The sequence below is a fragment of the Acetanaerobacterium sp. MSJ-12 genome (assembly GCF_018917875.1).
GTDB classification, from domain to species: domain Bacteria; phylum Bacillota; class Clostridia; order Oscillospirales; family Ruminococcaceae; genus Bittarella; species Bittarella massiliensis.
Map to the genome: position 1 here is coordinate 49,615 of NZ_JAHLPK010000001.1, position 22,740 is coordinate 72,354.

The window sequence follows — 22,740 nt, forward strand, 5'->3', positions numbered from 1 at the left end:
GTGCAGGAGCTCTCCCTCAACATCCTCGACATCGCCCAGAACTCCATCAAGGCCGGGGCCACCCTGGTGCGCATTGAAATCGAGATCGACCGGGCGAAAAATGGGATGCGCATTGCCGTCATCGACAACGGCTGCGGAATGGATGAGGCCACGCTCAAGCGGGTCGTCGACCCCTTTTACACCACCCGCACCACCCGCAAGGTGGGGCTGGGCGTCCCCTTTTTCAAGATGGCCAGCGAGATGGCGGGGGGGCAGTTCTCCATCCGCTCCGCCCCCGGCGAGGGGACGGCGGTGGAGGCCACCTTTCAGTGGGACAATGTGGACCGCATGCCCCTGGGCGACATGGCCGCCACCTACTGCAGCTTGGTGATGGTGTCCGAGGGGACCGACTTTGTCTACACCCACACAGTGGACGGCCGCTCCTTTACGGCCGACAGCCGGGAGTTTCGGGCCGTGTTGGAGGGGGTCCCCCTCTCGACACCGGACGTACAGGCGTTTATACGGGACTATATCCGTGAGAATACGGAAGAGATAAGCGGAGGTGCTTACGAATGAAAAGTTTAGCGGAACTGCAGGCTATCAAAGAGAAGATGAAGGGCAGCATCGGTCTGCGCGAAGAGGATAAAAACTGCAAGCGGATCGTGGTCGGGATGGCCACCTGCGGCATTGCCGCGGGCGCCCGCCCGGTGCTCACCGCCTTTGCCGACGAGGTGGCCAAGCGCGGCCTCACCCAGGACGTGATGGTCTCCCAGACCGGCTGCATCGGCATCTGCCAGTACGAGCCGGTGGTGGAGGTCTTTGTCCCCGGCGAGCAGAAGGTCACCTATGTGAAGATGACGGCTGAGAAGGCGGCCCGCGTGGTGGAAGAGCACATTGTGGGCGGCAACGTGGTCAAGGAATACACCATCGGCGCCAACGCGAAATAAGTGAGGAGGAAAGAAGGATGTTTCGTTCCCAAGTTCTAATCTGCGGGGGTACTGGGTGCACCTCCTCCGGCAGCGATGAGATCAGCAAAGTATTTGAGCAGGAGGTCGCCAAGGCCGACTTGCAAGACGAGGTGAAGATCGTCCGCACCGGCTGTTTCGGCCTGTGCGCCCTGGGCCCCATCGTCATCATTTACCCCGAGGGCTCCTTTTACAGCCGGGTCCAGGTCTCCGACGTGGCCGAGATCGTGGAAGAGCACCTGCTCAAGGGCCGCCCGGTCCAGCGGCTGCTCTACGACGAGACCGTGACCGACACCGGGGTCATCTCCCTCAACGACACCAACTTCTACAAACAGCAAAAGCGGGTGGCCCTGCGCAACTGCGGCGTCATCAACCCCGAGAACATCGAAGAGTACATCGCCATGGACGGCTACCAGGCGCTGGGCAAGGCCCTCACCGAGATGACCCCCGAGCAGGTCATCGAGGAGATCAAGCGCTCCGGCCTGCGGGGCCGCGGCGGCGCCGGCTTCCCCACCGGCAGAAAGTGGGAGCTGGCCGCCATGTACCACGCCGACCAGAAATACGTGGCCTGCAACGCCGACGAGGGCGACCCGGGCGCGTTCATGGACCGCTCGGTGCTGGAGGGCGACCCCCATGCCCTGCTGGAGGCCATGGCCATCGCCGCCTACGCCACCGGGGCCGACCACGGCTTCATCTATGTGCGGGCCGAGTACCCCATCGCCGTCAAGCGGCTGCAGATCGCCATCGACCAGGCCCGCGAGTACGGCCTGCTGGGCGAGAACATCTTCGGCACCGACTTCTGCTTTGACCTGGAGATCCGCCTGGGCGCCGGCGCCTTTGTCTGCGGCGAGGAGACCGCGTTGATGCGCTCGGTCGAGGGCAAGCGCGGCGAGCCCCGCCCCCGTCCCCCCTTCCCGGCGCAAAAGGGCATCTTCGACAAGCCCACCCTCCTCAACAACGTTGAGACCTACGCCAACGTGGCCCAGATCATCCTCAACGGGGCCGACTGGTTCGCCTCCATGGGGACCGAGCGCTCCAAGGGCACCAAGGTCTTCGCCCTGGGCGGCAAGATCAACAACACCGGCCTGGTGGAAGTCCCCATGGGCACCACCCTGCGCACCATCGTCGAGGAGATCGGCGGCGGCATCCCTGGCGGCAAGAAGTTCAAGGCCGCCCAGACCGGCGGCCCCTCCGGCGGCTGCATCCCCGCCCAGCACTTCGACGTGGCCATCGACTACGACAACCTGATCGAGATCGGCTCGATGATGGGCTCCGGCGGGCTGATCGTCATGGACGAGGACACCTGTATGGTGGACATCGCCAAGTTCTTCCTGGAGTTCACGGTGGACGAATCCTGCGGCAAGTGCACCCCCTGCCGGGTGGGCACCAAGCGGCTGCTGGAGATGCTGACCAAGATCACCAAGGGCCAGGCCACCATGGAGGACCTGGACAAGATCGAGGAGCTCTGCTACTACATAAAGGACAACGCCCTCTGCGGCCTGGGGCAGACCGCCCCCAACCCGGTGCTCTCCACCCTGCGCTACTTCCGGGATGAGTACGTGGCCCACATCGTGGACAAAAAGTGCCCCGCCGGCGTCTGCAAAGCCCTCCTCACCTACACCATCGACCCCGAGAAGTGCAAAGGCTGCACCCTCTGCGCCCGCAACTGCCCGGCCGACGCCATCACCGGCTCGGTCAAGCAGCCCCACGTCATCGACCCGCAGAAGTGCTTGAAGTGCGGCGCTTGCATCGAGAAGTGCAAATTCGGCGCCATTTCGATTCAGTAGTGAAGGAGTGTGCAAACAGTGGAAAACGTGAACATTAAAATCAACGGCATGCCCCTGTCGGTGCCGAAAGACGCCACCGTTTTGGAAGCCTGCCGCCTCGCCGGCATCCAGGTGCCGACCCTGTGCTACCTCAAGGAGATCAACGAGATCGGCGCCTGCCGCATCTGCGTGGTGGAAGTCAAGGGCGCCCGCACCCTGGTCGCCTCCTGCTGCGCCCCGGTCAACGAGGGGATGGAGGTCTACACCAACACCCCCAAGGTGCTGGATTCCCGCAAAAAGACCCTGCAGCTGATCCTCTCGACCCACAAGCGCGCCTGCCTATCCTGCGTGCGCAGCGGCAACTGCGAACTGCAGAAGCTGGCCAAGGACCTGGGCGTGGAGGACGAGAGCTACTACGACGGCGAGAACGTCGAGTACGACATCGACGATTCGGCCGCCCACATGTACCGCGACAACTCCAAGTGCATCCTCTGCCGCCGCTGCGTGGCCGCCTGCCAGATGCAGAAAGTCGGGGTCATCGGCCCCAACGACCGCGGCTTCGACAGCCACATCGGCTGTGCCTTTGACCTGAACCTGGGCGACACTGCCTGCATCTCCTGCGGGCAGTGCATCGTGGCCTGCCCCACCGGCGCCATCGCCGAGAAGGACCAGACCGACCTGGTCTGGCAGGCCCTGGCCGACCCCGAAAAGACCGTCATCGTCAACACCGCCCCCTCCATCCGCGCCACCCTGGGCGAGGCCTTTGGGATGCCCATCGGCACCAACGTGGAGGGCAAGATGGTGGCCGCCCTGCGCCGCCTGGGCTTTGACCGGGTCTTTGACACCGACTTCTCCGCCGACCTGACCATCATGGAAGAGGCCCACGAGTTCCTCGACCGGGTGAAAAACGGCGGCAAACTGCCCCTGATCACCTCCTGCTCCCCCGGCTGGATCAAGTTCTGCGAGCACTACTACCCCGAGATGATCGAGAACCTGTCCTCCTGCAAATCCCCCCAGCAGATGTTCGGCGCCATCACTAAGACCTGGTACGCCGAGAAGGAGGGGCTGGACCCGAAGAACATCTTTGTGGTGAGCATCATGCCCTGCACCGCCAAAAAGTTTGAGGTGGGCCGGGACAACCAGGCCGCGGCCGGGGTCCCCGACGTGGACGTGGCCCTCACCACCCGCGAGCTGGCCCGGATGATCGAGCGCGCCGGCCTCAACTTCACCCTGCTGCCCGACGAGGCGTTTGACAACCCCCTGGGCGAGTCCACCGGCGCCGGCGTCATCTTTGGCGCTACCGGCGGCGTGATGGAGGCGGCCCTGCGCACCGCAGTGGAGACCCTGACTGGCGAGGAGCTGGCCGACGTGGCCTTTAAAGAGGTCCGCGGCACCCAGGGCATCAAAGAGGCCACCTACCACGTGGCCGGGATGGACATCAACGTGGCGGTCGCCTCGGGCACCAAGAACGCCGACGAGCTGCTGAAAAAGGTGCAGTCGGGCGAGAAGCAGTACCACTTCATCGAGATCATGGGCTGCCCCGGCGGCTGTGTCAACGGCGGCGGTCAGCCGGTACAGCACGCCTCGGTCCGCAACAATGTGGACCTGAAGGCCCTGCGCGCCAAGGCCCTCTACGACGCCGACGAGGCCAAGACCATCCGCAAATCCCACGACAACCCGGTCATCAAAGAGGTCTACGAGACCTACCTGGGCGAGCCGGGCAGCGAGAAGGCCCACCACATCCTGCACACCACCTACGTAAAGCGCGGGCTGTAAGCAAAAGAGAAGAAGCGACGAGAGGGCGTCCCCACCGAGGGCGCCCTCTTTTGCCGCCTCCTGTGCAAAAGGGGAAAGGAGGTGGAGTGCACAACCAAAACGGGTTTGTCAAAAGGGGGGCACAGTGCTATACTGGTGACAGTATTTTGGCCCCGGCCCCCGGGGCGACAACTGTGAGAAAGGGCGGTATCCCGCTATGAATCAGCAATTTTCCCCTGCCGATGTCAATCAGACCAAGAGCCTGGCCTGGATGTCCTACCTGGGTGTTCTCTTCTTTGTGCCGCTGCTGGTGTACCAGCAGTCGCCCTACACCAAGTTTCACGTCAACCAAGGGCTGGTGCTCTTTATCGTCGAGGTGGGGAGCGGCATCCTGCAAAGGGTGTTTCACTTTATCCCCCTGGTGCGGATCTTTTCCGGCCTCGCCCTGGGCATCGTGGGGATCTTCACTCTGGTGCTCTCCATCATGGGGATCATCTACGCCGCCCAGGGGCAGGCCAGAGAGCTGCCGCTGGTGGGGCAGATCCACATCATTAAATAGAAAAACCGAACAAGAGGGCCCCGGCGCAATTGCCGGGGCCCTCTCTTTTTTTCTGTTTTGCCCCGCCTTTTCCGCAGACAGCACTTTCTCCACATCTTATATTAAAAATAATACAGGATTTGTGGCTTCTGCATCTGGGAGAAGAGACAATCTTGTGCTATAATTGATACAAGTTTAGAGGGGCAGAGAGCGTCCAAAAAGGGAGTGGAAACAGTGGGTGAAAAGCGGTACAAGATCGTGGTTTTGCTGATGCACGCCAACACCTTGGTGATGGGCATCGGCTTTTTTATGCTGATCCCCATTCTCAACAACTACCTGGTCAACGGGTTGGGGATGGCGACGGCCATGGTGGGCTATATCACCGGGGTGCGGTTTTTGGGGCAGGACCTGACCAGCATCTTTCTGGGGGCGGTGGGCGACAAGATCGGCTGCAAGCGGGCCATGGTCATCGGCGCCGCCATCCGGATGTTCGGCCTCCTCCTCTGCGGGTTCATGAGCGACTTTTGGGGCTTTTTTCTGTCCAGCTTCTTTGTGGGGCTGGGGGGCGCGCTGTTTGTCCCCTCCTGCTACTCCTACTACGACCTGCTGGCAAACGACCAAAACCGCACCGCCCTCTTTTCCATGCGGGAAATGCTCAACAACTGCGGCAACATCGTCGGCCCCGCCGTGGGCACCTTTTTGATGGTGATGGGCTTTCGCTGGGTCTGTATCGTCTCGGCCGGGGTCTTTGCCCTGACCATCGCCCTGTCGATCTTTCTTCTCCCCGACCTGAAGGCCGATGGGAAAAACGGGGCTGCCCCCGCCCAGACCAGCGCCATGGAGACGGTGCGCACCTGCCTGAAAAACAAGACCTACATCCTCTTTTTGCTGATCACGGCCATCACCACCGGCCTCATGAGCCAGAAGGACCTGACCATCCCCACCCGCATCAAGGCCATCGACCCCAGCTACGCCTATGTGGGCTTTATCTACACCCTGGCCTCGGTCGTCGGGGTGGCGGTGCAACTGCCCTTGGTCAAGTGGTGCAAGCAACACCTGCACGCCAACGAGTCGCTGGCCCTGGCCAACATCCTCTACGGGGTGGGGCTTGCGATCATGGGGTTCGTGCCCGCCCTCCCCGCCCTCTACGCGGGGACGGTCATCTTCACCCTGGGGCAGATGATCTACCAGCCGGTGCGGAATATGCAGGTGACCGACTTCGCCGAGCCGGGAAAGGTGGGGGCCTACTACGGCTTTCAGGGCACGTCGCTAGCGGCGGGCACGGTGCTGGGGAACTTTCTCTCGGGGTACCTCTACGACCTGGCGGAGAACCCTGCCCTGCGCCATCTGCCCTGGGTGGTCTGGTGCACCCTGGCGGCGGTGGCCTGTGTGCTGTTTTGGAAGTTTCTCAGGGGAATGCCCACCCGAGACCTGCCCATCTACCGCACAAGGGCGGCAAAAGCCCTTTCTCTAAAAGAGGCGGAGGAGGGCTGAGGGCTGAGGGCCAAGGCCCGGGGAGAAAAGAGCGAGGGTCAAGGGAGCGGGGAGCGGGGCTGCATGTCTGCGGGACCCTCCCCTTTTGGGTGGCGGGGCCCCCGTCGGGAGATGGGACCCCGCCGCTTTTTTATAGGGGTGCGTCGGGTCAGCTGCGCGAGGGCGGCTCGGGAACGGCCCGGCGCAGGATGGGAAAGAGGGCCACCGCTGCCGCCCCACCCACCAGGGCGGTCACCAGTTGGGGCAGGGAGAAGAGGGCGGAGACCGCCGCCGCCTGTTGGGGCGGCAGCTTCAGGAGGATGGGGATGGCGAACTGCACGATGCCCAGATAGAGGGTGGCTGTCTTGGCGGGCGCGGCGAGGAGGGCGGCCCCGCCCAGTGCGAGCCAGCCCTGCCCCCACCTGCGAACGACTGCCCGCCAGACAAAGATCAACACCAGATTGCCGAGGGCAATAAAGGGGATGAGGGCCCACAGGGGGCCGATGCCGAGAAATTTGGCCACTGCCGGGGAGAGAAGGCCCACCGCCGCAGCGGCGGGAAGGTCCAGAAAGAGGGCGGCGAGGATCAGCAGCAGGTTGACCACCGAGCCGGTGACCAGGGTGTTGCCGAAGGGCAGGGTGGCGGCCTGCAGGGCCACCAACAGGGCGGTGAATAGGGCGGTTCGGGTGATGCGGGTAACGGCTTTGTCCATCAAAAGTACCTCCAAATGGTTGTGGGTCTGTCCTTTTTGGGCCCATTGTACTACAATAGAGAATAAAGATATGTTGCACATGCAACGAAAGGGAGCGGTAACAGATGGAGGTCGCACTGGCGGAGACCGAACTGTTTGCGGGGGTCGATGAGGGGGAGCTCGCCGCCCTCCTGCAGGGGGTGGGGGCGATTCCCCGGAGCTACCCGGCGGGGGCGCAGATTTTGGGCGAGGGGGAGGCGGTCTCCTCCTTTGGGCTGCTGCTGTCGGGGCGGGCCCAGGCGGTGAAGGGGGACGCCCAGGGCCGGTCGGTCATCCTGGCGCTGCTAAAACCGGGGGACGCGATCGGCATCCTCCTGGCGGCCAGGCCGGGAAGGCCGAGTCCGGTGACGGTGCGGGTCACCGAGGGGGCGGGGGTGCTCCACCTCCCCTTTGAGGGGCTGATTGCTGGCTGCCAAAGGGGCTGTCCCGGCGCGGACAGGCTGCTGCGCAACTACGTGGGGATCGCTGCGGAGAAGGGGCTGCTGCTCCACGAGCGGATCGACTGCCTGCTCCGCCCAACGGTGCGGGAGAAGGTGCTGGCCTACCTGCGCCGGGAGACAGCGCGGGCGGGACGCAGTGCCGTCGCCCTGCCCCTGGACCGGGCGGCCATGGCCGACTACCTGCACGTGGAGCGCAGCGCTCTCTCCCGAGAGCTGTCGAGGATGCGGCGGGACGGACTGATCGATTTTTGCAAAAACCGATTTCAACTCCTCGAAGCCGAGGGAGAGGACGACCTTCTTTCCTATATATAGGAGGAGAGAGGGCGGCGTCTGGAGAGGGAGTTTTCGGGCGCCCCCCTTTCCCTCACGAAAAAAGAGCAAAAAAGAAGAGCCCTGCGGCAGAAACTGCCCGCAGGGCTCTAAAGACAAAAAATAATACAAAAAGTATAAATAGATGAAGGTATTGCAAATGGGAAATCAAAATCCGTCCAGATGGGCCCGACAGATGGCGCCGAAGATGCGGTCTTTAAATCCGTGGTCCAGCCGCTCCTGCTGGCGGATGTACTCCTTCATCCGCTCGCGGTTGGTGTGGCCGTCCACCGGGCAGCTGCTCTTGACCACCGGGAAGTCCAGCCGCCGCGCCGCCGAGCTCACCAGAAATTCATCGGCCAGCACCAGGGGGCGGATGACGGTGAGGTCTTTGCGGGAGAGATAGGTCACCGGCTGAAAACAGCCCAGCCGCCCCTCGTTGAAGAGGTTCATAAAAAAGGTCTCCACCGCGTCGTCCTTGTGGTGGCCCAGGGCCACCTTGTTGCAGCCGGCGGCCTTGGCCGCGTCGTGGAGGGAGCCGCGCCGCATCCGCGCGCAGAGGGAGCAGGGGTTTTTCTCCTGCCGCACGTTGAAGATGATGTCCCCGATCTCGGTGCGCTTGACCTGATACTCTACCCCCAGTGCGCGGCAGAAGGCTTCGACCCTGCCCCAGTCGGGGGTGGGGACTTTGGGGTTGCCCATGTCGATGGTGATCCCCATCACCCGGTAGTCGATGCCGATGTAATCGCGCAGCCCGGCCAACCCGGCCAGCAGGGCCAGCGAGTCCTTGCCGCCGGACACCCCGACAGCCACCCGGTCGCCGTCGGACAGCATCCCGTAATCCTGAATGGCCTTGCGCATTGCCCCCATGAGTTTTTGCATGAGCGCTCCCTCCCCTGTGTCGGTCTGCCGGTGTGGGAAGGCGGTGCTCCTCCCCTGCGGGCGCTTCCTATTATAAGGCCTGGGGCGTGATTTTCCTAGTGCTTTTTTTACCCCCACTGCGGCGAGAGAGAGGGGCTGGACACATCCCCCAAGGGGAGATGTCCGGCGGGCGGCGCGGGAAAGGGACTGCCGCCCTGCCGCTGCGGCCACTGTGCTTCCCGCCCGGAGAAGACCTGCCCGGCAGCAGGCCGCTCCACTGGCGCTGCCCTACCGCCGGGCCTTCGCGTGTCCCCTCGCCCCACCGCCGCGTCGAGGGGCGTCTGTGGCATAGGGGTGCAAAGAGGCCATGCGCTGCGGGGTGGCCGGCAGTCCCCCTCCAACGGGGCAGGCAGGGGCGCGATTCTCCACCCCACCAGCTCTCAAAGTGAAATGGAGGTTTCGCAATCGAGAGGATGAGGGAGAATAAGGGCGAAAACAGAAGGTGCGCAGATGCAGATTGAAAAAATCGAATTTTGGTGTTGACAGCGCCGGTGCGGGTGGCTATAATGATACTTGTACGTTTGTGTAACCGGCCGATTGGCCATTTCATACAAGCGAATGAAACCAAAATTCAGGAGGAAAGACCATGTCTACTACCATGCCGAAACCCGCCGAGATCACCCGCAAATGGTATGTAATCGACGCGGCTGGCAAACCGATGGGCCGCACCGCTGCCATTGCCGCCAACCTGCTCAGAGGGAAGAACAAAGTCACCTTTGCCCCCCATGTCGATTGCGGCGACCACGTGATCATCATCAACAGCGACAAAGCGATCCTCACCGGCAACAAGCTGGACCAGAAGTTCTACCGCCACCACAGCGGCTGGGTCGGCGGCCTGAAAGAGGTCAACTACCGCACCTTCATGAAGGCCCACTCTGACCGCGCCATGACCCTGGCGGTCAAGGGGATGGTTCCCGACACCACCATCGGCCGCGCGGCCATGACCCGTCTGCGCGTCTACAAGGGCGACGCACACAAGCACCAGTCTCAGAAGCCTGAAGCTTACAACGGTTAACAAGGAGGAACGCATCCATGTACGATAAAACTCCCTACTACTACGGCACCGGCAGAAGAAAGAATTCGGTTGCGAGAGTGCGCGTCTACGACAACGGCACCGGCAAGATCACCATCAACGGCCGCGACATCGACGACTACTTTGGTCTGGAGACCCTGAAAGTCATCGTGAAGCAGCCCCTGGCCCTCACCGGCCTGGAAGGCAAGTTTGACATCGTCTGCACTGTCTCCGGCGGCGGCGTTTCCGGCCAGGCTGGCGCCATCCGCCACGGCCTGTCCCGCGCCCTCCTCCTGTTCGACGCCGAGCTGCGCGGCGACCTGAAGAAGGCCGGGTTCCTGACCCGCGACCCCAGAATGAAAGAGCGCAAGAAATACGGCCTCAAAGCCGCCCGTCGCGCTCCCCAGTTCTCCAAGAGATAGTTTTTTCTCCGCTATTCAAACAGCACAGGCAGATTGCCTGTGCTGTTTTTTTGCGCCTGTTTGGCAGCGTGTAAATGAATAAGTATTCCCTATATATGAATGTAAACGGGCCGAACAGAGAAGTAGAAAACAATATGTACTATAAATACGGAAATATCCTGTTAGGATAATTAGAGAGAGGCAGAAGGGAGGGACAGGCTTTCAAAAGGGCGGAAAAACTGTTCGACAGAAACCAGTCTGTTTTTTTAAAATGGCTTAACAATCGCGTTTTTGCGCTAAATGTTACAAAATGGTTACAGCGAAAAACGGACCATGGCAGAGGAAACGAGAATGATTGGGGGGCTAAATGGGAATCCTTCCAGGTAAGGAGATTTTTCCTTCAGAAACGGCCCAAAGCCCGGTTTGACTGGGAAATTGGCCATCGGGTATACTAGGACGTACTTTGGCAAAGGAAGCAATTTGCTTTGGTAAAGGAGAATCTATGATACAGAATGCACGAATGATTATAAAGCGGGTGGGCCAGAGCAGCCGGGCGCTGTTCTGCGCCAGCCTTCTGTTGGCACTGTTGATCGTCTCGACCTTCGTCACCGCGCAGACCGACGTGGTCTTGGTATCGGACAGCAGCCGCACCACCGCCGTCCTCTGTGTGGGCAGCGCCCCCGAGTCGATCCTGCAAAAGCAGGGCATCTCGGTGGGGCCCGGCGACCTGGTGACCGCCAAATCCCACGCCGCAGGGGGGCTGCAGAAGATCACCATCCAAAGGGCGTTCCCGGTGGCGGTGCAGGTCGAGGGTGGCGAGACGGTGGTCTGGACCACTGAGGCCACCGTCCGCAGCGTGTTGGAGACCGCCGGCATCCCCCTGGGAGAGGAGGACGTGGTCGTCCCCGCCCGGGGCGAGCTGGTGGAGGATGGGGCGGTCATCGCCATCTCCCGGGTGACCTATGCCGAGGCCCAGCACACCGAAGAGGTGCCCTACGGCACCCAGTACGAGGAGACCTCTCTCCTGGGGCCGGGGCGCACCCAGCTGCAGTCAGAGGGACGAAACGGGGAGAAGTTGGTCACCACCCGCACCCGCCTGGTGGACGGGACGCCTGAGGGCGAGCCCCAGGTGGTGGCCGAGGAGGTCACGGTGGAGCCGGTGGACGAGGTGGTGCTCAAGGGCAAGGAGCGGGCGATGGTCTCGACCCTGCGCTTTGGCGACGTGCCCATCGGCGACGACGGCATTCCCCTCTCCTACTCCCGGGTGATGAAGGGGGCCATCACCACCGGCTACAGCGTCAAGCCCGGCCAGGGAACGGCCAGCGGGCGCAAGCCGGTGCCCGGTATCGTCGCGGTGGATCCGTCCAAGATCCCCTATGGGACGCGGATGTACATCGTCTCCAGCGACGGCTCCTTTGTCTACGGGTACGCCATTGCCGGCGAGACCGGTTCGGCCATGAAGGAGGGGCGGGTGGACTTCGACCTGCTCTACGCCACCTATGCCCAGAGCTGCGCCCACGGCAAGCGGGCGCTGGACGTCTACTTTTTGGATTGAGTGAAACAATGACAGGGGGCGCACCCAGCCGGTTCGGCGGGCGCGCCCCCTGCCTTTGCGCCCGGCGGCTGAGCGCAAAAAAAGGGCCGTCAGGCCCTTTTTATATCGGTGTTTGGCGGCCGGTCAGGCCAGCCGGGTGCCGCGCTGTGAGGGGGTGGCGATGTCCCCCACCAGCCGTCCCCCCTGCAGCAGGAGCTGCCGGGGGGCGCAGGCGGCCAGCTGCTGGTCGCGGGTGAAGAGGACGATGGAGAGCCCCTCTCTCCCCAGCTGGCGGAGAACGGCCCCCACGTCGGTGTGGGCGTCGGTGTGGCTCTCCCCCGGCTCCTCCACCAGCAGCAGGGACGGTTCGGCGGCGATGGCCCGGGCGATGACGGCCCGCCGCAGCTGGCTGTCGTTCAGGCTGTCCGGCAGGCTGCCGGCGCGCCCCTCAAGCCCGACTTTGGCGAGGGCGCGCAGGGCCATCTCCCGTCGTCGGGCGGTGGGGATGCCCCGGCTCATCAGGGGGTGGGAGACATCCTCCAACAGGCTGGCCCCCTTTTCCAGGGGGGCCCACTGCAGGGCAAATCCCATCTGCGCCCGCAGCCGGGCCAGGCAGCACTCCCCCATCCGGGTCACCTCTTCCCCCCGGAACTGGTAGCGGCCGTGGGTGGGGGCCTCCAGCCCGCCCAAGATGTCCAGCAGGGCGGATTTGCCGGAGCCGGCCTCTCCCAGCACGGCGGTGAAGGACCCCTCTTCCAGGGCAAAATTGACGTCCCAGAGGGCGCGGACCTCCCGGGGGCCGCAGCCGTAGATTTTGGTCAGGTGGTTGACAGAAAGCAAACGGGACATACCATCTCTCCTTTTTTTCTTTGGAGATAGTATGCCCCGCTCTCCCCCGCGCAACGGGGAGAGGCACAATTATTCTGCCGCGGAGGAGGCCCCAGAGGAGGTGGCTTCGGGCTCCTCTGTCTTGCCGGGAGCGATGTCGAGGGAGGACTCGTTTTTGTCGCTGACGACGGCCACATAGGTCTTGCCGGCGTTGAGGGTCAGGGGCGAGCCGTCCTCTTTGGTAAAGGTGAGGGGGTCGCTGACCCCGCCCTTTTTCCACCGGATGGGCTCGTACTGGCCGCGGGTGAAGTAGTAGCCCGTCCCGCTGTCCAGGTCCACGTCCACATGGCCGATCTGGTCGACGACCCGGATGGAGGTGTAGAGGAGCAGGGCGTTGTCAAAGGAGAGGGTCTCGCCGGTGGCGGCGTCGATGTGAGGCTGGCCGAACTGGTACTTTTCGTACCTGCAGGTGGCGGCGTTGTAGCGCAGGGTGTCGCTGACATACCCCGAGAAGGGGAAGGAGACCTCGTCGGCCTTGCCGTAGCTGGGGGCGTAGAGCTCGCCGCTGAACTTGGACTGCTCGCAGAAGGAGAAGCCGCAGCGGGGCGCGCCCGAGAGGCTGATGGACTTTTTGTCCAGCCCCTTTTGGATGAGTTCGCCCGAGGTGAAGGTGCAGTGCTCCCGCGAGTAGGTCTTGTGCCGCACCTCGTCAAAGGAGAAGGCCACGGTGGAGAGGGCCATCCCGTCCACCGTCTTGATGCCGTTTTTCTGCAGCAGGGCGTCGGCCTGGGTGCTGGTGCCGTAGTGGATGAGGGTGGCGTCGTGGCCGGTGGCCAACTCGATGTAGACGGGCCGGGCCGAGCGCACCGAGCCGATTTTGGGCACCTGCCGCGCATCGGAGTAGATGGCCAGCAGCCGGGTGATCCCCCCCTCGGCCACCACCTCATAGAGGATGTCGGCCTGTGCCAGCCCGTACTGGGGCAGGGCGGCCTTCAGGTTGTTGATCATCACCCCCACCGGCCGGTGGGTGGTGGCGTAGTCGTCGTCGACGCGCAGCCCGGTGAGGGGGTTGGTCGGCCGCAGGTCGACCTGGGCGGAGGAGATGGAGCCGCCCGCGGCGACCGCGCTCTCGTCCTTGTTGCAGCCGGCGAAAAGACCCAGGGCCAGAAGGCAGGCCAGGGCTGTGCAGAGTGCCTTTTTCATTCTTGTTTCCTCCAAATGTGAAGTTTGGTGGCTCTATTATACGCCCATCCCCTGCCCTTTGCAAAAAAATGAGAAAAAGAGGGATTAAAGGGGAGAAATGACCAGTGCTGAAGGTGGCGCCGCAGGGGGCAGATATGCTATACTGTCTCTACATCCGCAGATGGAAGCCGCCAAGGCGGCCATTGCATGTTTGCCCCACTGGGGAGAAGAGAAGAAGGAGAGCGTATGGAGAAGACACTAGAAGTGCGCCAACTGCGAAAGCGGTACGGCCAGGTAGAGGCGGTCAAGGGCATCAGTTTTGACGTGGGCAAGGGCGAGGTCTTTGCCCTCATCGGCCCCAACGGGGCCGGCAAGACCACCACCATTCGGATGATTGCCACCCTGCTGACCCCCACTGACGGGGACGCGGTGGTGGCCGGACACAGCCTGCGCGCCGAGCCGGAGAAGGTGCGGGAGTCCATCACCTACCTGCCCGACGAGGCGGGGGCCTACAAGTCCATGACCGGGATGGAGTACCTCAAGTTCATGGCGGGGCTGTTTGTGGCCGACCGGGAGCGGGCCAAGGCTTGCGTCGAGTACGCGGTGGAGCGCTGCGGCCTGGGCGAGCGGCTGGGCGACAAGATCGGCACCTATTCCCGGGGAATGACCCGCAAACTGCTCCTCTCCCGGGCGGTGATGACCCGCCCGTCCCTGGCCATCCTCGACGAGCCCACCAGCGGGTTGGACATCATCAACGCCCTGGAGATCCGGCGGATGATCAAGGGGCTGGCCGCCGAGGGGATGAGCTTCCTCCTCTCCAGCCACAACATGTTGGAGATCGAGTTCCTCTCCGACCGGGTGGGGATCATCGACAAGGGGATCCTCCACGTCACCGGCAACTGCGAGGAATTGTTGGAGCGCTATCAGGCGCAAAATCTGGAAGAGGTATTTGAGAGGGCGGTGAGCGGCCGATGAGAAAGTTTTGGATCCTTTTGAAAAAAGAGCTGCGGGAGATGATCACCCTGCAGTCGGTCCTCTCCATCGTCCTCTGCGCGGGCATCTTTGTGCTGCTGGGCAACTTTATGGGCTCGGTCACCGAGGAGGCCGCCAAAAACGCGGGCGAGGTGGCCGTCATCGACCTGGACGACAGCGAGCTGACCCGGTCGCTGCTGGGGGGGATCGAGCAGTCGGGCTTTGTGGTGCACCGCACCACAAAGGCCTATGAAAACCCCATCGACTACGCCCGGGAGCTGGGCCGGCAGAGCGCCATCGTCATCCCCGAGGGGTTTGGCGCGGGGATCCTGGCCGAAAAGCCGGTGGCCCAGAAGATCCAGCTGTACAGCGAGATCAAGAGTGCGGCCATCACCGCCAACATCTCCGCGGGGGTGGACAGCCAGGTGGTGCAGCAGCTGGGGTCGATCCTCTCCCGCACCCTGGTGGAGAAGGCGGGCATCGCCGACCCGGGCCCCATTTTGGAGCCGGTGCAAGCAGAGGACTACACCGCCGTGGGGGAACACACCCAGCAGGTGCCGGCGAGCACGGTGTCCGGCTTTCTCAGCAGCCAGACCATGATGGTCCCCATCATCGTCTTTTTGCTGCTGATGTTCGCCTCGCAGATGGTGGTCTCCACCATCGTCAATGAGAAAAATGACAAGACCCTGGAGACCCTCCTCTCGGCCCCCATCAAGCGCACCAGCATCCTCTCCTCCAAGATGATCGCCGCGGGGCTGGTCTCCCTCCTCAACGCGGCGGTGTTCATGGTGGGCTATTCGGGCTACATGGGCAAGCTGATGGGGGGCAGCGGCCAGAACGCCGCCGGCGAGGTGCTAAAGGCCCTGGGCCTCTCCCTCTCCACCGGGCAGTACCTCCTCATCGGGGTGCAGCTGTTCGCCACCATCCTCACGGCGCTGACCATCTCCATCCTCCTGGGCTCCCTGGCGCAGGACATCAAGGCGGCCCAGACGGCCATCATGCCGGTGATGGTGATGGTGATGATCCCCTACTTCATCTGCCTGCTGGCCGATGTCAACGGGCTGCCCACGGTGGCGCGGTTCCTGGTCTACGCCATCCCCTTCACCCACACCTTCATGGCCATCCCCAACATGATGTTTGGCAATTACCCCCTCTTCTTCTTTGGGCTGGGGTATCAGGTGGTCTTCTTCGCAGTCTGCATGTTCCTGGCTGTGCGCCTCTTTTCCAGCGACAAGATCCTCACCGCCAAGCTGCAGTTTGGCAAGAAAAAGAGCGCGGGCAAGAAACCCGCCTTCGCCGCCCTCGGCAAAAAGAGCGGCCGCTAAAAATCGCCGCAGGCGACAAAAAAGGGCGCTGGACCAGACGGTCCAGCGCCCTTTTTGCGCGGGAGAGAGGGGGCTACCACTCCAACAGGCAGCCGGCGTAGACCAGCCCGCCGCCAAAGCCCACCAGGCAGATCTTGTCCCCCCGCTTGAGGAGCCCTTCCCTGCTGGCCTCGGCCAGGCAGATGGGGATGCAGGCGCTGGACATGTTGCCGTAGCGGTCGATGTTCAGGTAGAAGCGCTCGAAGGGCAGCCCCAGGTTCTGGGCCGCCGTCTCGAGGATGCGCCGGTTGGCCTGATGGGGAAAGACCCAGTCCAGCTGTTCCAGCGGCAGCCCCGCCCTCTCGCAGACGGTCTTGACGCAGAGGGGGAGAACGCGGGTGGAGAACTTGTAGACCTCCCGCCCGTTCATGTGCAGGGCATGGCCCGCCGACGGGCCCCAGCCGTCGCCCAGGGGGTCAAAGGGCTGCTGGCGGAAGGGGCTGGCGGGGGCGACGCCCCGGGCAAAGAGATGGCGGCCGCCGCTGGGGTCCGACCCGGCAAAGCTCTCGTAGAGGCCGTCGGCGGCCCGCAGGACCACCGCCCCGGCCCCGTCGCCAAAGAGGACGCAGGTGCCGCGGTCGGAAAAGTCGGTCAGCTTGGTGAGCATCTCGCTGGAAACCACCAGCGCGCAGCGGTATTGGCCGCCGGCCAGGTAGTGCTGGGCCAGGTCGACGGCGGCCACAAACCCGGCGCAGGCGGAGTTGACGTCCAGACAGAAGGGGCTGTCGAGCCCCAGCTCCCCCGCCACCAGGCAGGCGGTGGAGGGGGTGAGGTAGTCGCCGGTGACGGTGGAGCAGACCACCAGGTCGATTTCGGCAGGCGCGACCCCGGCGTCCTCCACCGCCTCTCTGGCGGCGCAGGCCGCCATCTGCCAGGTGGCCTTTTCGGTCTCGACCCGGCGGGTCTTGATGCCGGTGCGGGTGGTGATCCACTCGTCGCTGGTGTCCACGATCTGCGCCAGGTCGTCGTTGGTGACCACCCGGTCGGGCAGGTATTTTCCGGTGCCGATGATTTGAATTCCCATGTTGATCGTCCTTTCCGGTCAGTTGTTTTGGCGGTCTAAAGACTCATTTTTTTGAAGAGCAGGGGGATGAAGCCGACGGCGGCAAAGACCATCGTGCCGTAGCGCAGGGCGCCCCCCACGGCCGTCTGGGGCAGGACCAGGGAGAGCCCCCAGTCCAGCAGCCAGAGGAGCAGGGCCCCCAACAGGACCCGCGCCAGCTTTTTGAGCAGGGAGGTCTCGCAGGTGAAGCGGACGGCCGCGTCCTCAAACCAGGCGCCGGCGGCCAGCCCCACAAAGGCGCCGGTGAGCTTGTAAAACGCGGCGCTCCCCTTGGTGGGCCAGGCCAGCAAAAAGAGGGCCGCGGCCGCCACTGTAAAGAGGAGCCAGGGGCGCTTGGTGGTGATGAAGAGCCGGTAGCAGACTTCGGACACCAGCATCGCCAGCAGGAAGCCGGCCACCACGTCGGTGGGCCAGTGCAGCCCAAGGTAGAGCCGGGAGAGGGCCACCGCCACCCCGATCACCACCGCCACCGCCAGCATGGACTTCTGCTTGACGAATTTGTAGATGGAGTAGAGCAGGGTGACGGCCCCCTGGGTGTGGCCGCTGGGCATAGAGGAGCCGCCGGCAGTCTGGGTGCGCAGGCTGCGGATCCCCGGCTGACCGATGGGCCGCCCCCGGCCGACAAGGGCCTTGACTCCGGCGTTTACCCCCTGGGAGGTGAGGCTGGAAAAGGCCAAAAAGAGCCCCATCTTCTTGTTGTAGCAGTAGTAGATGACCAGGATGGGCACCAGAATGGCTACCGGTTCCCCCAAAACGGTGATGGCGAGGAAGACGTTGTCCAGCAGCGGGGTGGCAAAGCGCTGGATAAAGTGCAGGATCGACAGTTCCAAAAGCGGTTCCCCTTTTCAAAAACAGACTGCTATTATGATACCACAGGGGCGGGGGCTTTTCAAAAAAAGAAAGGGGAAAGATCTGCTCTTTCCCAAATTTCCCCTTCCTGCGCCGGGGGATGTGGTATAATGGCCACAAAGTGGCGATCATGCCGGGGTGGCCGCGCAGGTGCGCAAACGCCGTTTGCTCCCTGTCTCATGCCAAATCCCACTGCTCGCTCGGCACTTGTGGTATAGTGGCCACAGTACAGCCGTTATGCCGAAACGGCCGGCCGTCGGGTGGATGGGCCGCGGTTGTCCCTGTCCGGCGGTCCGATTTTACCTTGCGATACAATGGCCGCGAATGACCGCGCCGCCGCTCCAGGGCGGTGCGCGCGGCGAGGGGAGGAATCTGCTGTGATGCGTTCGGTGAATTTTTACATGCCGGTCCAGGTGTATTTTGAGAGCGGGTGCGTGCTGCTGCACTCCCAGCAGCTGGCGTCGCTGGGGGACAGGGCGCTGCTGGTCACCGGCAGGAGCGGGGCGGTCAAGAGCGGCGCCCTGGAGGACGTGTGCACCGCCCTGAAGATGCACCGGGTGGAGTGGGAGGTCTTTTCCCAGGTGGGGGAAAACCCCCTTGTCTCCACCTGCAAGCGGGCGGGCGAGGCGGCCCGGGCCTTTGGCGCCGACTTTGTGGTGGGCATCGGGGGCGGTTCGGCCATGGATGCGGCCAAGGCGGCGGCGGTCTTTGCCGCCAACCCCCAACTGGACGAGAGCGCCCTCTACGACAGGGAGTGGCAGGCCCCCGCCCTGCCGGTGGTCTGCGTCCCCACCACCGCCGGCACCTCCAGCGAGCTGGACCAGACGGCGGTGCTGACCATCGACGAGATCGGCCGCAAGCAGAGTGTCGGGCGGGAGGACACCTTCCCCCGCCTGGCCCTCATCGACCCCAAGTACACCTATTCCCTCCCCTACCGGCAGACCGTCTCCACGGCGGTGGACGCCTTCTGCCACGGGGTGGAGAGCTATTTTGCCCAGAATGCCGACGGGGTGAGCCGGATGTTCGCCCTGCGGGGGATCGAGCTGCTCTACGAGGGGCTCTGCCGTCTGGCCGACGCCTGGGAGGACAGCGCCCGGGGCGCGGCGGTGGAGATCCAGCCCCAGCTGCGCGACCAGATCAGCGAGGGCTGCCTCTGTGCCGGGTTCTCCCTCAACCACTGCGGCACCTGTTTCCCCCACCGGCTGGGCTATCTGCTCACCGAGCGTTACGGCATCCCCCACGGAACGGCGTCGGGCGCTTTTCTGCCGGCCTTTATCCAGCGGGCCAAGAGCTGTTCGCGGGAGCTGTTCCGCCCCTTCTTAAAGGCCCTGGGCGAGCCGGACGAGCGGGCGGTCTGCCGGCTTTTGCAGCGGTTTTGCCGCACCGGCTGCACCATGACGGCGCAGGAGGTGGAGGGCTGCCGCAGCCGCTTCGAGGCGGTCTCCAACTTTCACCGCACCCCCGGTGGCTACACGGCCGACGAGGCGGTGGAACTGCTCCGGGCCATGTTTGTCAAATAGCAGCTGTCCTTTGGGGCCGGGCGAAATCGCCCGGCTTTTTTTGCGCCTCCCGGCGGACAGCCGCGCAAAAAAAGAACGAAAAAAGGAAGAATTCGTAGAAAATGTAAAACGGGCGTTGTAGACGGAGGGGGGACGGGGCGTTATAATGGGGCAAACGAACAGAGGGGGAAAGCCGGATGGCAGAGAAGAAGACGGCGCGGGAGCTGGGGTGTTTTGGCAAGAATTTGGCGGTGATCCGCGCAGCGCTGCACCTGTCGCAGGAGCAGCTGGGGGAAAAGGTGGGGCTCTCCCGCCAACAGGTTTACCGCTATGAGCAGGGATTGGCCTTTGAACCGCTGCACTCGACGGTGGAGAGGGTGGCGGCCTTTGCCGGGGTGAGTCAGGAGCAGCTGACCCACGCCCTTTTGCGGGAGGGGGATATCCATGTCGATGGCAGGTGAGATCCGGCGGGCCGCCCGCCATGTGTACGCCGACGGCCAGGCGCACGAAAACGCCGAGGTCAGGGACGAACTGGCCCGGCGGGGCTTTCCCGTGCCGTCGGACAGCGCGGCCCTGCGCTCGGTGCTGCACCAGATGAAGGAACAGGGAGAGATCGAGCTGTTGCGGCCGGGGGTCTACCGCCTCGCCGCCGCAATGGAGGGGGACGAGACCGCGCCCGTCACCCCCTTCTCCCTGGAGGAGCTGGCGGCGGAAAAACGGCGGTTGGAGCGGACCATCCAGGAAATCAAGGCCTTTGACTGGCTGCGCTGCAGCGACGCCGAGCTGCAGCGAGCGCGGGAGAAGGCGGCCCTGCTGCGGCAGATGGCCGACCTCCTCCGGCGCGCGGACCTGTAAGTCAAACTCTAGAAGGGCATGACGCCGACAGGCCACCCGAGAGGCGCGGAAAGTTTTTCGCCTGTATCACCTGCCCCACAGCCTGTAAACGGGCAACTGCGCGCTGGAAAAATATTTTGTTGCTGTAAATTACTAATTTACAATCAGTCTTTTTATTCTGCACTTGTCCAAAAATCCTCCATAGTTTCATTAAACTCCTGTGGCACATCCATATTGGCGCAGTGTCCCGCATTTTCAAAAATAACTACCCTGCAATTTGGTTCATTTATTTTCCATTGTTTGATTGCCTCTAATTCCATTGGAATATCAAAACTTCCGCATCCTATCAACAAAGGGTAATTTCGTTTTCCGGTTTTATGCTTATTTACCATACTATTGAGTGTTGTCAAAAACATAAATGACTTTTTCGAAAAAAGTATATTCATATCAAAAAACTCATCTTGCGCCTGTGAAGTATAGGCAGAAATTTTCTTATTTGCTTTTGCAAACCATTTAATGGAAAAAATGGATTTTAACATCATCAACATCTGTTTTGCACCATTTTTCTTTTGCATTTTAATATCAAAATTATTGATGTCATATCCTCCAAAGCAAGCCAATGAGCGCACTAAGTTTGAGTAACGATTAGCAAAATCCTGCGCCAAGACTGCTCCCAACGAAACACCTACAATATGTATTTTTTCAATATTTTCTACCTTTAAGATGTCGAATATCCATTCTGACATCTTATCTATACTATCTCCTTTTCGGGTATCCGTTGACTGTCCGTGACCAATGATGTCAATAGCCATAACATTATATTTGTTCTGAAAGTACTCAAACTGTGCCTTAAACATATTGTGATTGACAAAAGCGGCGTGAATAAAAAGTATCCATTCAGTATGCTCTGTTCCACTGATAAAATATGTAATTGGCGAATTAGCTAACTTTATTGATTTCATATTTTGTTTCCTCTTATTTCATCAAAAAGTTTTTGATACCACTCAATATTGAATTTCATAAAATCTTTGCCATATCGGGCAGCGGCAAGCTGATAATGGAGAATGTCCTTGTTTTCATCAGGAATTTTGACATTTTCTGCTTCCTTGCAAATAGCATTCAATACGTCATACTGTTCTTTTAACTTTGATACATACTCTTGTAACACTGCTTTACGCTTTTCTTTTGTTGAAAAACCCATAAAATACAATTTAGCCAATTCAGGATTTTTGCTACTCTGTATTTCCATTGGCGTGGATAACCACTCAATAAAATTTTGTTTCCCTCTATCCGTTATGGAATAAATCTTTTTATATTTTCCATTCTCAACGACCTCTTTATACTGAATATATTCACAATTAAGCAATTTCTTTATAGCAGCCTGTATACTTCCCATACTGCTGCTATACATCATATTAAGCCCTTTATCTATTCTCTCACGCAACTGATAAATGGTTCTGCTGCTCAACAGCAAAAGGCCAAGAATAATGTTATCCATACGCCCCTCCTTTATATTACTATTAGTAACATTTCAATTATGTTTGATTTCCCTAACAATGTCAATAGATAATAAAGGAGGCAGGAAGTAAAGCCCTGCCTCCAAAATAGTTATGCGTAGATTATCTCGTTATTTACAGTCTCCATAGCACACGCCCTTATGTTATTCATTCGCCCTACCCATTCTAAAGCGTTTTCAGTCTTTTCTTTAAATACCCTGTGCCTGTTTCATCTGCTCTGTGAGCGTTTCAAAGCGTTCCTGCGCCTGGCTGTCAATGTCTGTAAGATAAGTGTTGAGTTTGCCATTGGTTAAAAGCGTTGTGTAGGTCGCTTTTTTTATGCTCTTTCAGGCAGCGTTTGTGCCGCTGTCCCCAAATGCCAATAGGTCTTTCTTCTTCGGCTGGTAATCCAAGACATGGGATATAGTAATCGCCTTTAAGCTCATACCACAGCTCGTTGTTTTCATCATAGATATGCTTGTCCATTTATAAATCCTCCATTATAATATATCCGCACATACATCACAGTTCTCTGATTGCCACACTCTTTTATATCTTGTTATCAGATTACTTGCCCTTGAATTTGCCCTTATGAGCAGTCAGGGAAAGAGTAAACTTGTGTGAAATCATATAAAGGGATAAGGCGAACACATTGTGATAAATCCTTCGTTTTCAAGGCTTTTGGAGGATTTTATTGATAATTTATAATCTCTGTTAAGAGGTCATAATTTGTTGTAATTCAAATTCCCGTTTATTTCTCGCTTTGCCTGCCGCCTGGCTCCAACAATTTCTTTGCTCTCTCCGGTCCA

23 protein-coding genes and 1 pseudogene are annotated in these 22,740 nt (G+C 60.9%); 15 read left to right on the top strand and 9 right to left on the bottom strand.

What is annotated here, in order from left to right:
- The 6 genes from KQI11_RS00215 (at position 1) to KQI11_RS00240 (ending at position 6,497) form a co-directional block, all read left to right on the top strand.
- Positions 1-555, top strand: a complete 555-nt coding sequence (locus KQI11_RS00215) for an ATP-binding protein (protein WP_216400651.1) — start codon at positions 1-3, stop codon at positions 553-555.
- Entirely contained in the window at positions 552-926 is a 375-nt protein-coding gene (locus KQI11_RS00220) for a (2Fe-2S) ferredoxin domain-containing protein (protein WP_021659022.1), read from the top strand. Before KQI11_RS00215 ends, KQI11_RS00220 begins: the two co-directional genes overlap by 4 nt.
- Before the next feature lie 17 nt (positions 927-943).
- Positions 944-2,731, top strand: a complete 1,788-nt coding sequence (gene nuoF / locus KQI11_RS00225; RefSeq protein ID WP_059003068.1) for an NADH-quinone oxidoreductase subunit NuoF — start codon at positions 944-946, stop codon at positions 2,729-2,731.
- An 18-nt stretch (positions 2,732-2,749) separates the two neighbouring features.
- Positions 2,750-4,486, top strand: a complete 1,737-nt coding sequence (locus tag KQI11_RS00230) for an NADH-dependent [FeFe] hydrogenase, group A6 (protein ID WP_185915373.1) — start codon at positions 2,750-2,752, stop codon at positions 4,484-4,486.
- A 196-nt stretch (positions 4,487-4,682) separates the two neighbouring features.
- Complete coding sequence (locus tag KQI11_RS00235; RefSeq protein WP_021659018.1) at positions 4,683-5,024, top strand: magnetosome magnetite crystal formation protein family; 342 nt, start codon at positions 4,683-4,685, stop codon at positions 5,022-5,024.
- Between the two features lie 213 nt (positions 5,025-5,237).
- Positions 5,238-6,497, top strand: coding sequence for an MDR family MFS transporter (locus tag KQI11_RS00240; RefSeq protein WP_216400652.1), 1,260 nt, complete (start codon positions 5,238-5,240; stop codon positions 6,495-6,497).
- A gap of 148 nt (positions 6,498-6,645) precedes the next feature.
- On the opposite strand, the gene KQI11_RS00245 is transcribed toward KQI11_RS00240, so the two are convergent.
- Positions 6,646-7,188, bottom strand: a complete 543-nt coding sequence (locus KQI11_RS00245; RefSeq protein ID WP_216400653.1) for a hypothetical protein — start codon at positions 7,186-7,188, stop codon at positions 6,646-6,648.
- 104 nt (positions 7,189-7,292) lie between these two features.
- Between KQI11_RS00245 and KQI11_RS00250 the strand changes: the two genes are divergently transcribed.
- Positions 7,293-7,979, top strand: a complete 687-nt coding sequence (locus KQI11_RS00250; protein WP_216400654.1) for a Crp/Fnr family transcriptional regulator — start codon at positions 7,293-7,295, stop codon at positions 7,977-7,979.
- A gap of 165 nt (positions 7,980-8,144) precedes the next feature.
- Here the strand turns inward: KQI11_RS00250 and KQI11_RS00255 are convergent, their stop codons facing one another.
- On the bottom strand, positions 8,145-8,858 hold the full coding sequence (locus tag KQI11_RS00255; RefSeq protein ID WP_216400655.1) for a tRNA 2-thiocytidine biosynthesis TtcA family protein: 714 nt from the start codon (positions 8,856-8,858) through the stop codon (positions 8,145-8,147).
- 625 nt (positions 8,859-9,483) lie between these two features.
- Between KQI11_RS00255 and rplM the strand changes: the two genes are divergently transcribed.
- From rplM to KQI11_RS00270, 3 genes are all read left to right on the top strand, one after another.
- The gene (rplM, locus tag KQI11_RS00260; protein WP_044992274.1) at positions 9,484-9,912 is read left to right on the top strand and encodes a 50S ribosomal protein L13; all 429 of its coding nucleotides are present in this window, start codon (positions 9,484-9,486) and stop codon (positions 9,910-9,912) included.
- 17 nt (positions 9,913-9,929) lie between these two features.
- On the top strand, positions 9,930-10,331 hold the full coding sequence (gene rpsI, locus KQI11_RS00265) for a 30S ribosomal protein S9 (RefSeq protein WP_021659011.1): 402 nt from the start codon (positions 9,930-9,932) through the stop codon (positions 10,329-10,331).
- A gap of 481 nt (positions 10,332-10,812) precedes the next feature.
- Entirely contained in the window at positions 10,813-11,865 is a 1,053-nt protein-coding gene (locus tag KQI11_RS00270) for a resuscitation-promoting factor (protein ID WP_185915379.1), read from the top strand.
- Positions 11,866-11,988: 123 nt separating this feature from the next.
- Here the strand turns inward: KQI11_RS00270 and KQI11_RS00275 are convergent, their stop codons facing one another.
- Both KQI11_RS00275 and KQI11_RS00280 read right to left on the bottom strand, forming a co-directional pair.
- Positions 11,989-12,693 (bottom strand): ATP-binding cassette domain-containing protein, encoded by a 705-nt coding sequence (locus tag KQI11_RS00275; RefSeq protein ID WP_216400656.1) that lies wholly within the window; start codon positions 12,691-12,693, stop codon positions 11,989-11,991.
- A 69-nt stretch (positions 12,694-12,762) separates the two neighbouring features.
- A complete protein-coding gene (locus KQI11_RS00280) occupies positions 12,763-13,875 on the bottom strand; it encodes a DUF3048 domain-containing protein (protein ID WP_216400657.1) in 1,113 nt (370 codons plus the stop codon).
- Positions 13,876-14,100: 225 nt separating this feature from the next.
- Between KQI11_RS00280 and KQI11_RS00285 the strand changes: the two genes are divergently transcribed.
- Positions 14,101-14,829, top strand: a complete 729-nt coding sequence (locus KQI11_RS00285; protein WP_185915382.1) for an ABC transporter ATP-binding protein — start codon at positions 14,101-14,103, stop codon at positions 14,827-14,829.
- Positions 14,826-16,151, top strand: a complete 1,326-nt coding sequence (locus KQI11_RS00290; protein ID WP_216400658.1) for an ABC transporter permease — start codon at positions 14,826-14,828, stop codon at positions 16,149-16,151. Before KQI11_RS00285 ends, KQI11_RS00290 begins: the two co-directional genes overlap by 4 nt.
- Before the next feature lie 73 nt (positions 16,152-16,224).
- Here KQI11_RS00290 and KQI11_RS00295 read toward each other — a convergent pair whose 3' ends face one another.
- Together KQI11_RS00295 and KQI11_RS00300 are read right to left on the bottom strand one after the other, a co-directional pair.
- Positions 16,225-17,214: a 3-oxoacyl-ACP synthase III family protein gene (locus KQI11_RS00295; protein ID WP_216400659.1), complete on the bottom strand. Its 990-nt coding sequence runs from the start codon at positions 17,212-17,214 to the stop codon at positions 16,225-16,227.
- 35 nt (positions 17,215-17,249) lie between these two features.
- Complete coding sequence (locus KQI11_RS00300; RefSeq protein WP_216400660.1) at positions 17,250-18,083, bottom strand: phosphatase PAP2 family protein; 834 nt, start codon at positions 18,081-18,083, stop codon at positions 17,250-17,252.
- Between the two features lie 399 nt (positions 18,084-18,482).
- On the opposite strand from KQI11_RS00300, the gene KQI11_RS00305 reads away from it, so the two are divergent.
- From KQI11_RS00305 to KQI11_RS00315, 3 genes are all read left to right on the top strand, one after another.
- The gene (locus tag KQI11_RS00305; protein ID WP_286172429.1) at positions 18,483-19,622 is read left to right on the top strand and encodes an iron-containing alcohol dehydrogenase; all 1,140 of its coding nucleotides are present in this window, start codon (positions 18,483-18,485) and stop codon (positions 19,620-19,622) included.
- Positions 19,623-19,798: 176 nt separating this feature from the next.
- A complete protein-coding gene (locus KQI11_RS00310; protein WP_216400662.1) occupies positions 19,799-20,062 on the top strand; it encodes a helix-turn-helix transcriptional regulator in 264 nt (87 codons plus the stop codon).
- Positions 20,046-20,456 carry a hypothetical protein gene (locus KQI11_RS00315; RefSeq protein ID WP_216400663.1) on the top strand — a complete coding sequence of 137 codons (411 nt, stop codon included), beginning with the start codon at positions 20,046-20,048 and terminating at the stop codon, positions 20,454-20,456. The genes KQI11_RS00310 and KQI11_RS00315 overlap by 17 nt, the downstream gene beginning before the upstream one ends.
- A gap of 152 nt (positions 20,457-20,608) precedes the next feature.
- On the opposite strand, the gene KQI11_RS00320 is transcribed toward KQI11_RS00315, so the two are convergent.
- The 3 genes and pseudogenes from KQI11_RS00320 to KQI11_RS00335 form a co-directional block, all read right to left on the bottom strand.
- On the bottom strand, positions 20,609-21,397 hold the full coding sequence (locus KQI11_RS00320) for an alpha/beta fold hydrolase (protein ID WP_216400664.1): 789 nt from the start codon (positions 21,395-21,397) through the stop codon (positions 20,609-20,611).
- On the bottom strand, positions 21,394-21,933 hold the full coding sequence (locus tag KQI11_RS00325; RefSeq protein ID WP_216400665.1) for a PadR family transcriptional regulator: 540 nt from the start codon (positions 21,931-21,933) through the stop codon (positions 21,394-21,396). Before KQI11_RS00325 ends, KQI11_RS00320 begins: the two co-directional genes overlap by 4 nt.
- A 110-nt stretch (positions 21,934-22,043) precedes the next feature.
- Positions 22,044-22,417, bottom strand: a pseudogene (locus KQI11_RS00335) (TnpV protein).
- Between the last annotated feature and the right edge of the window lie 323 nt (positions 22,418-22,740).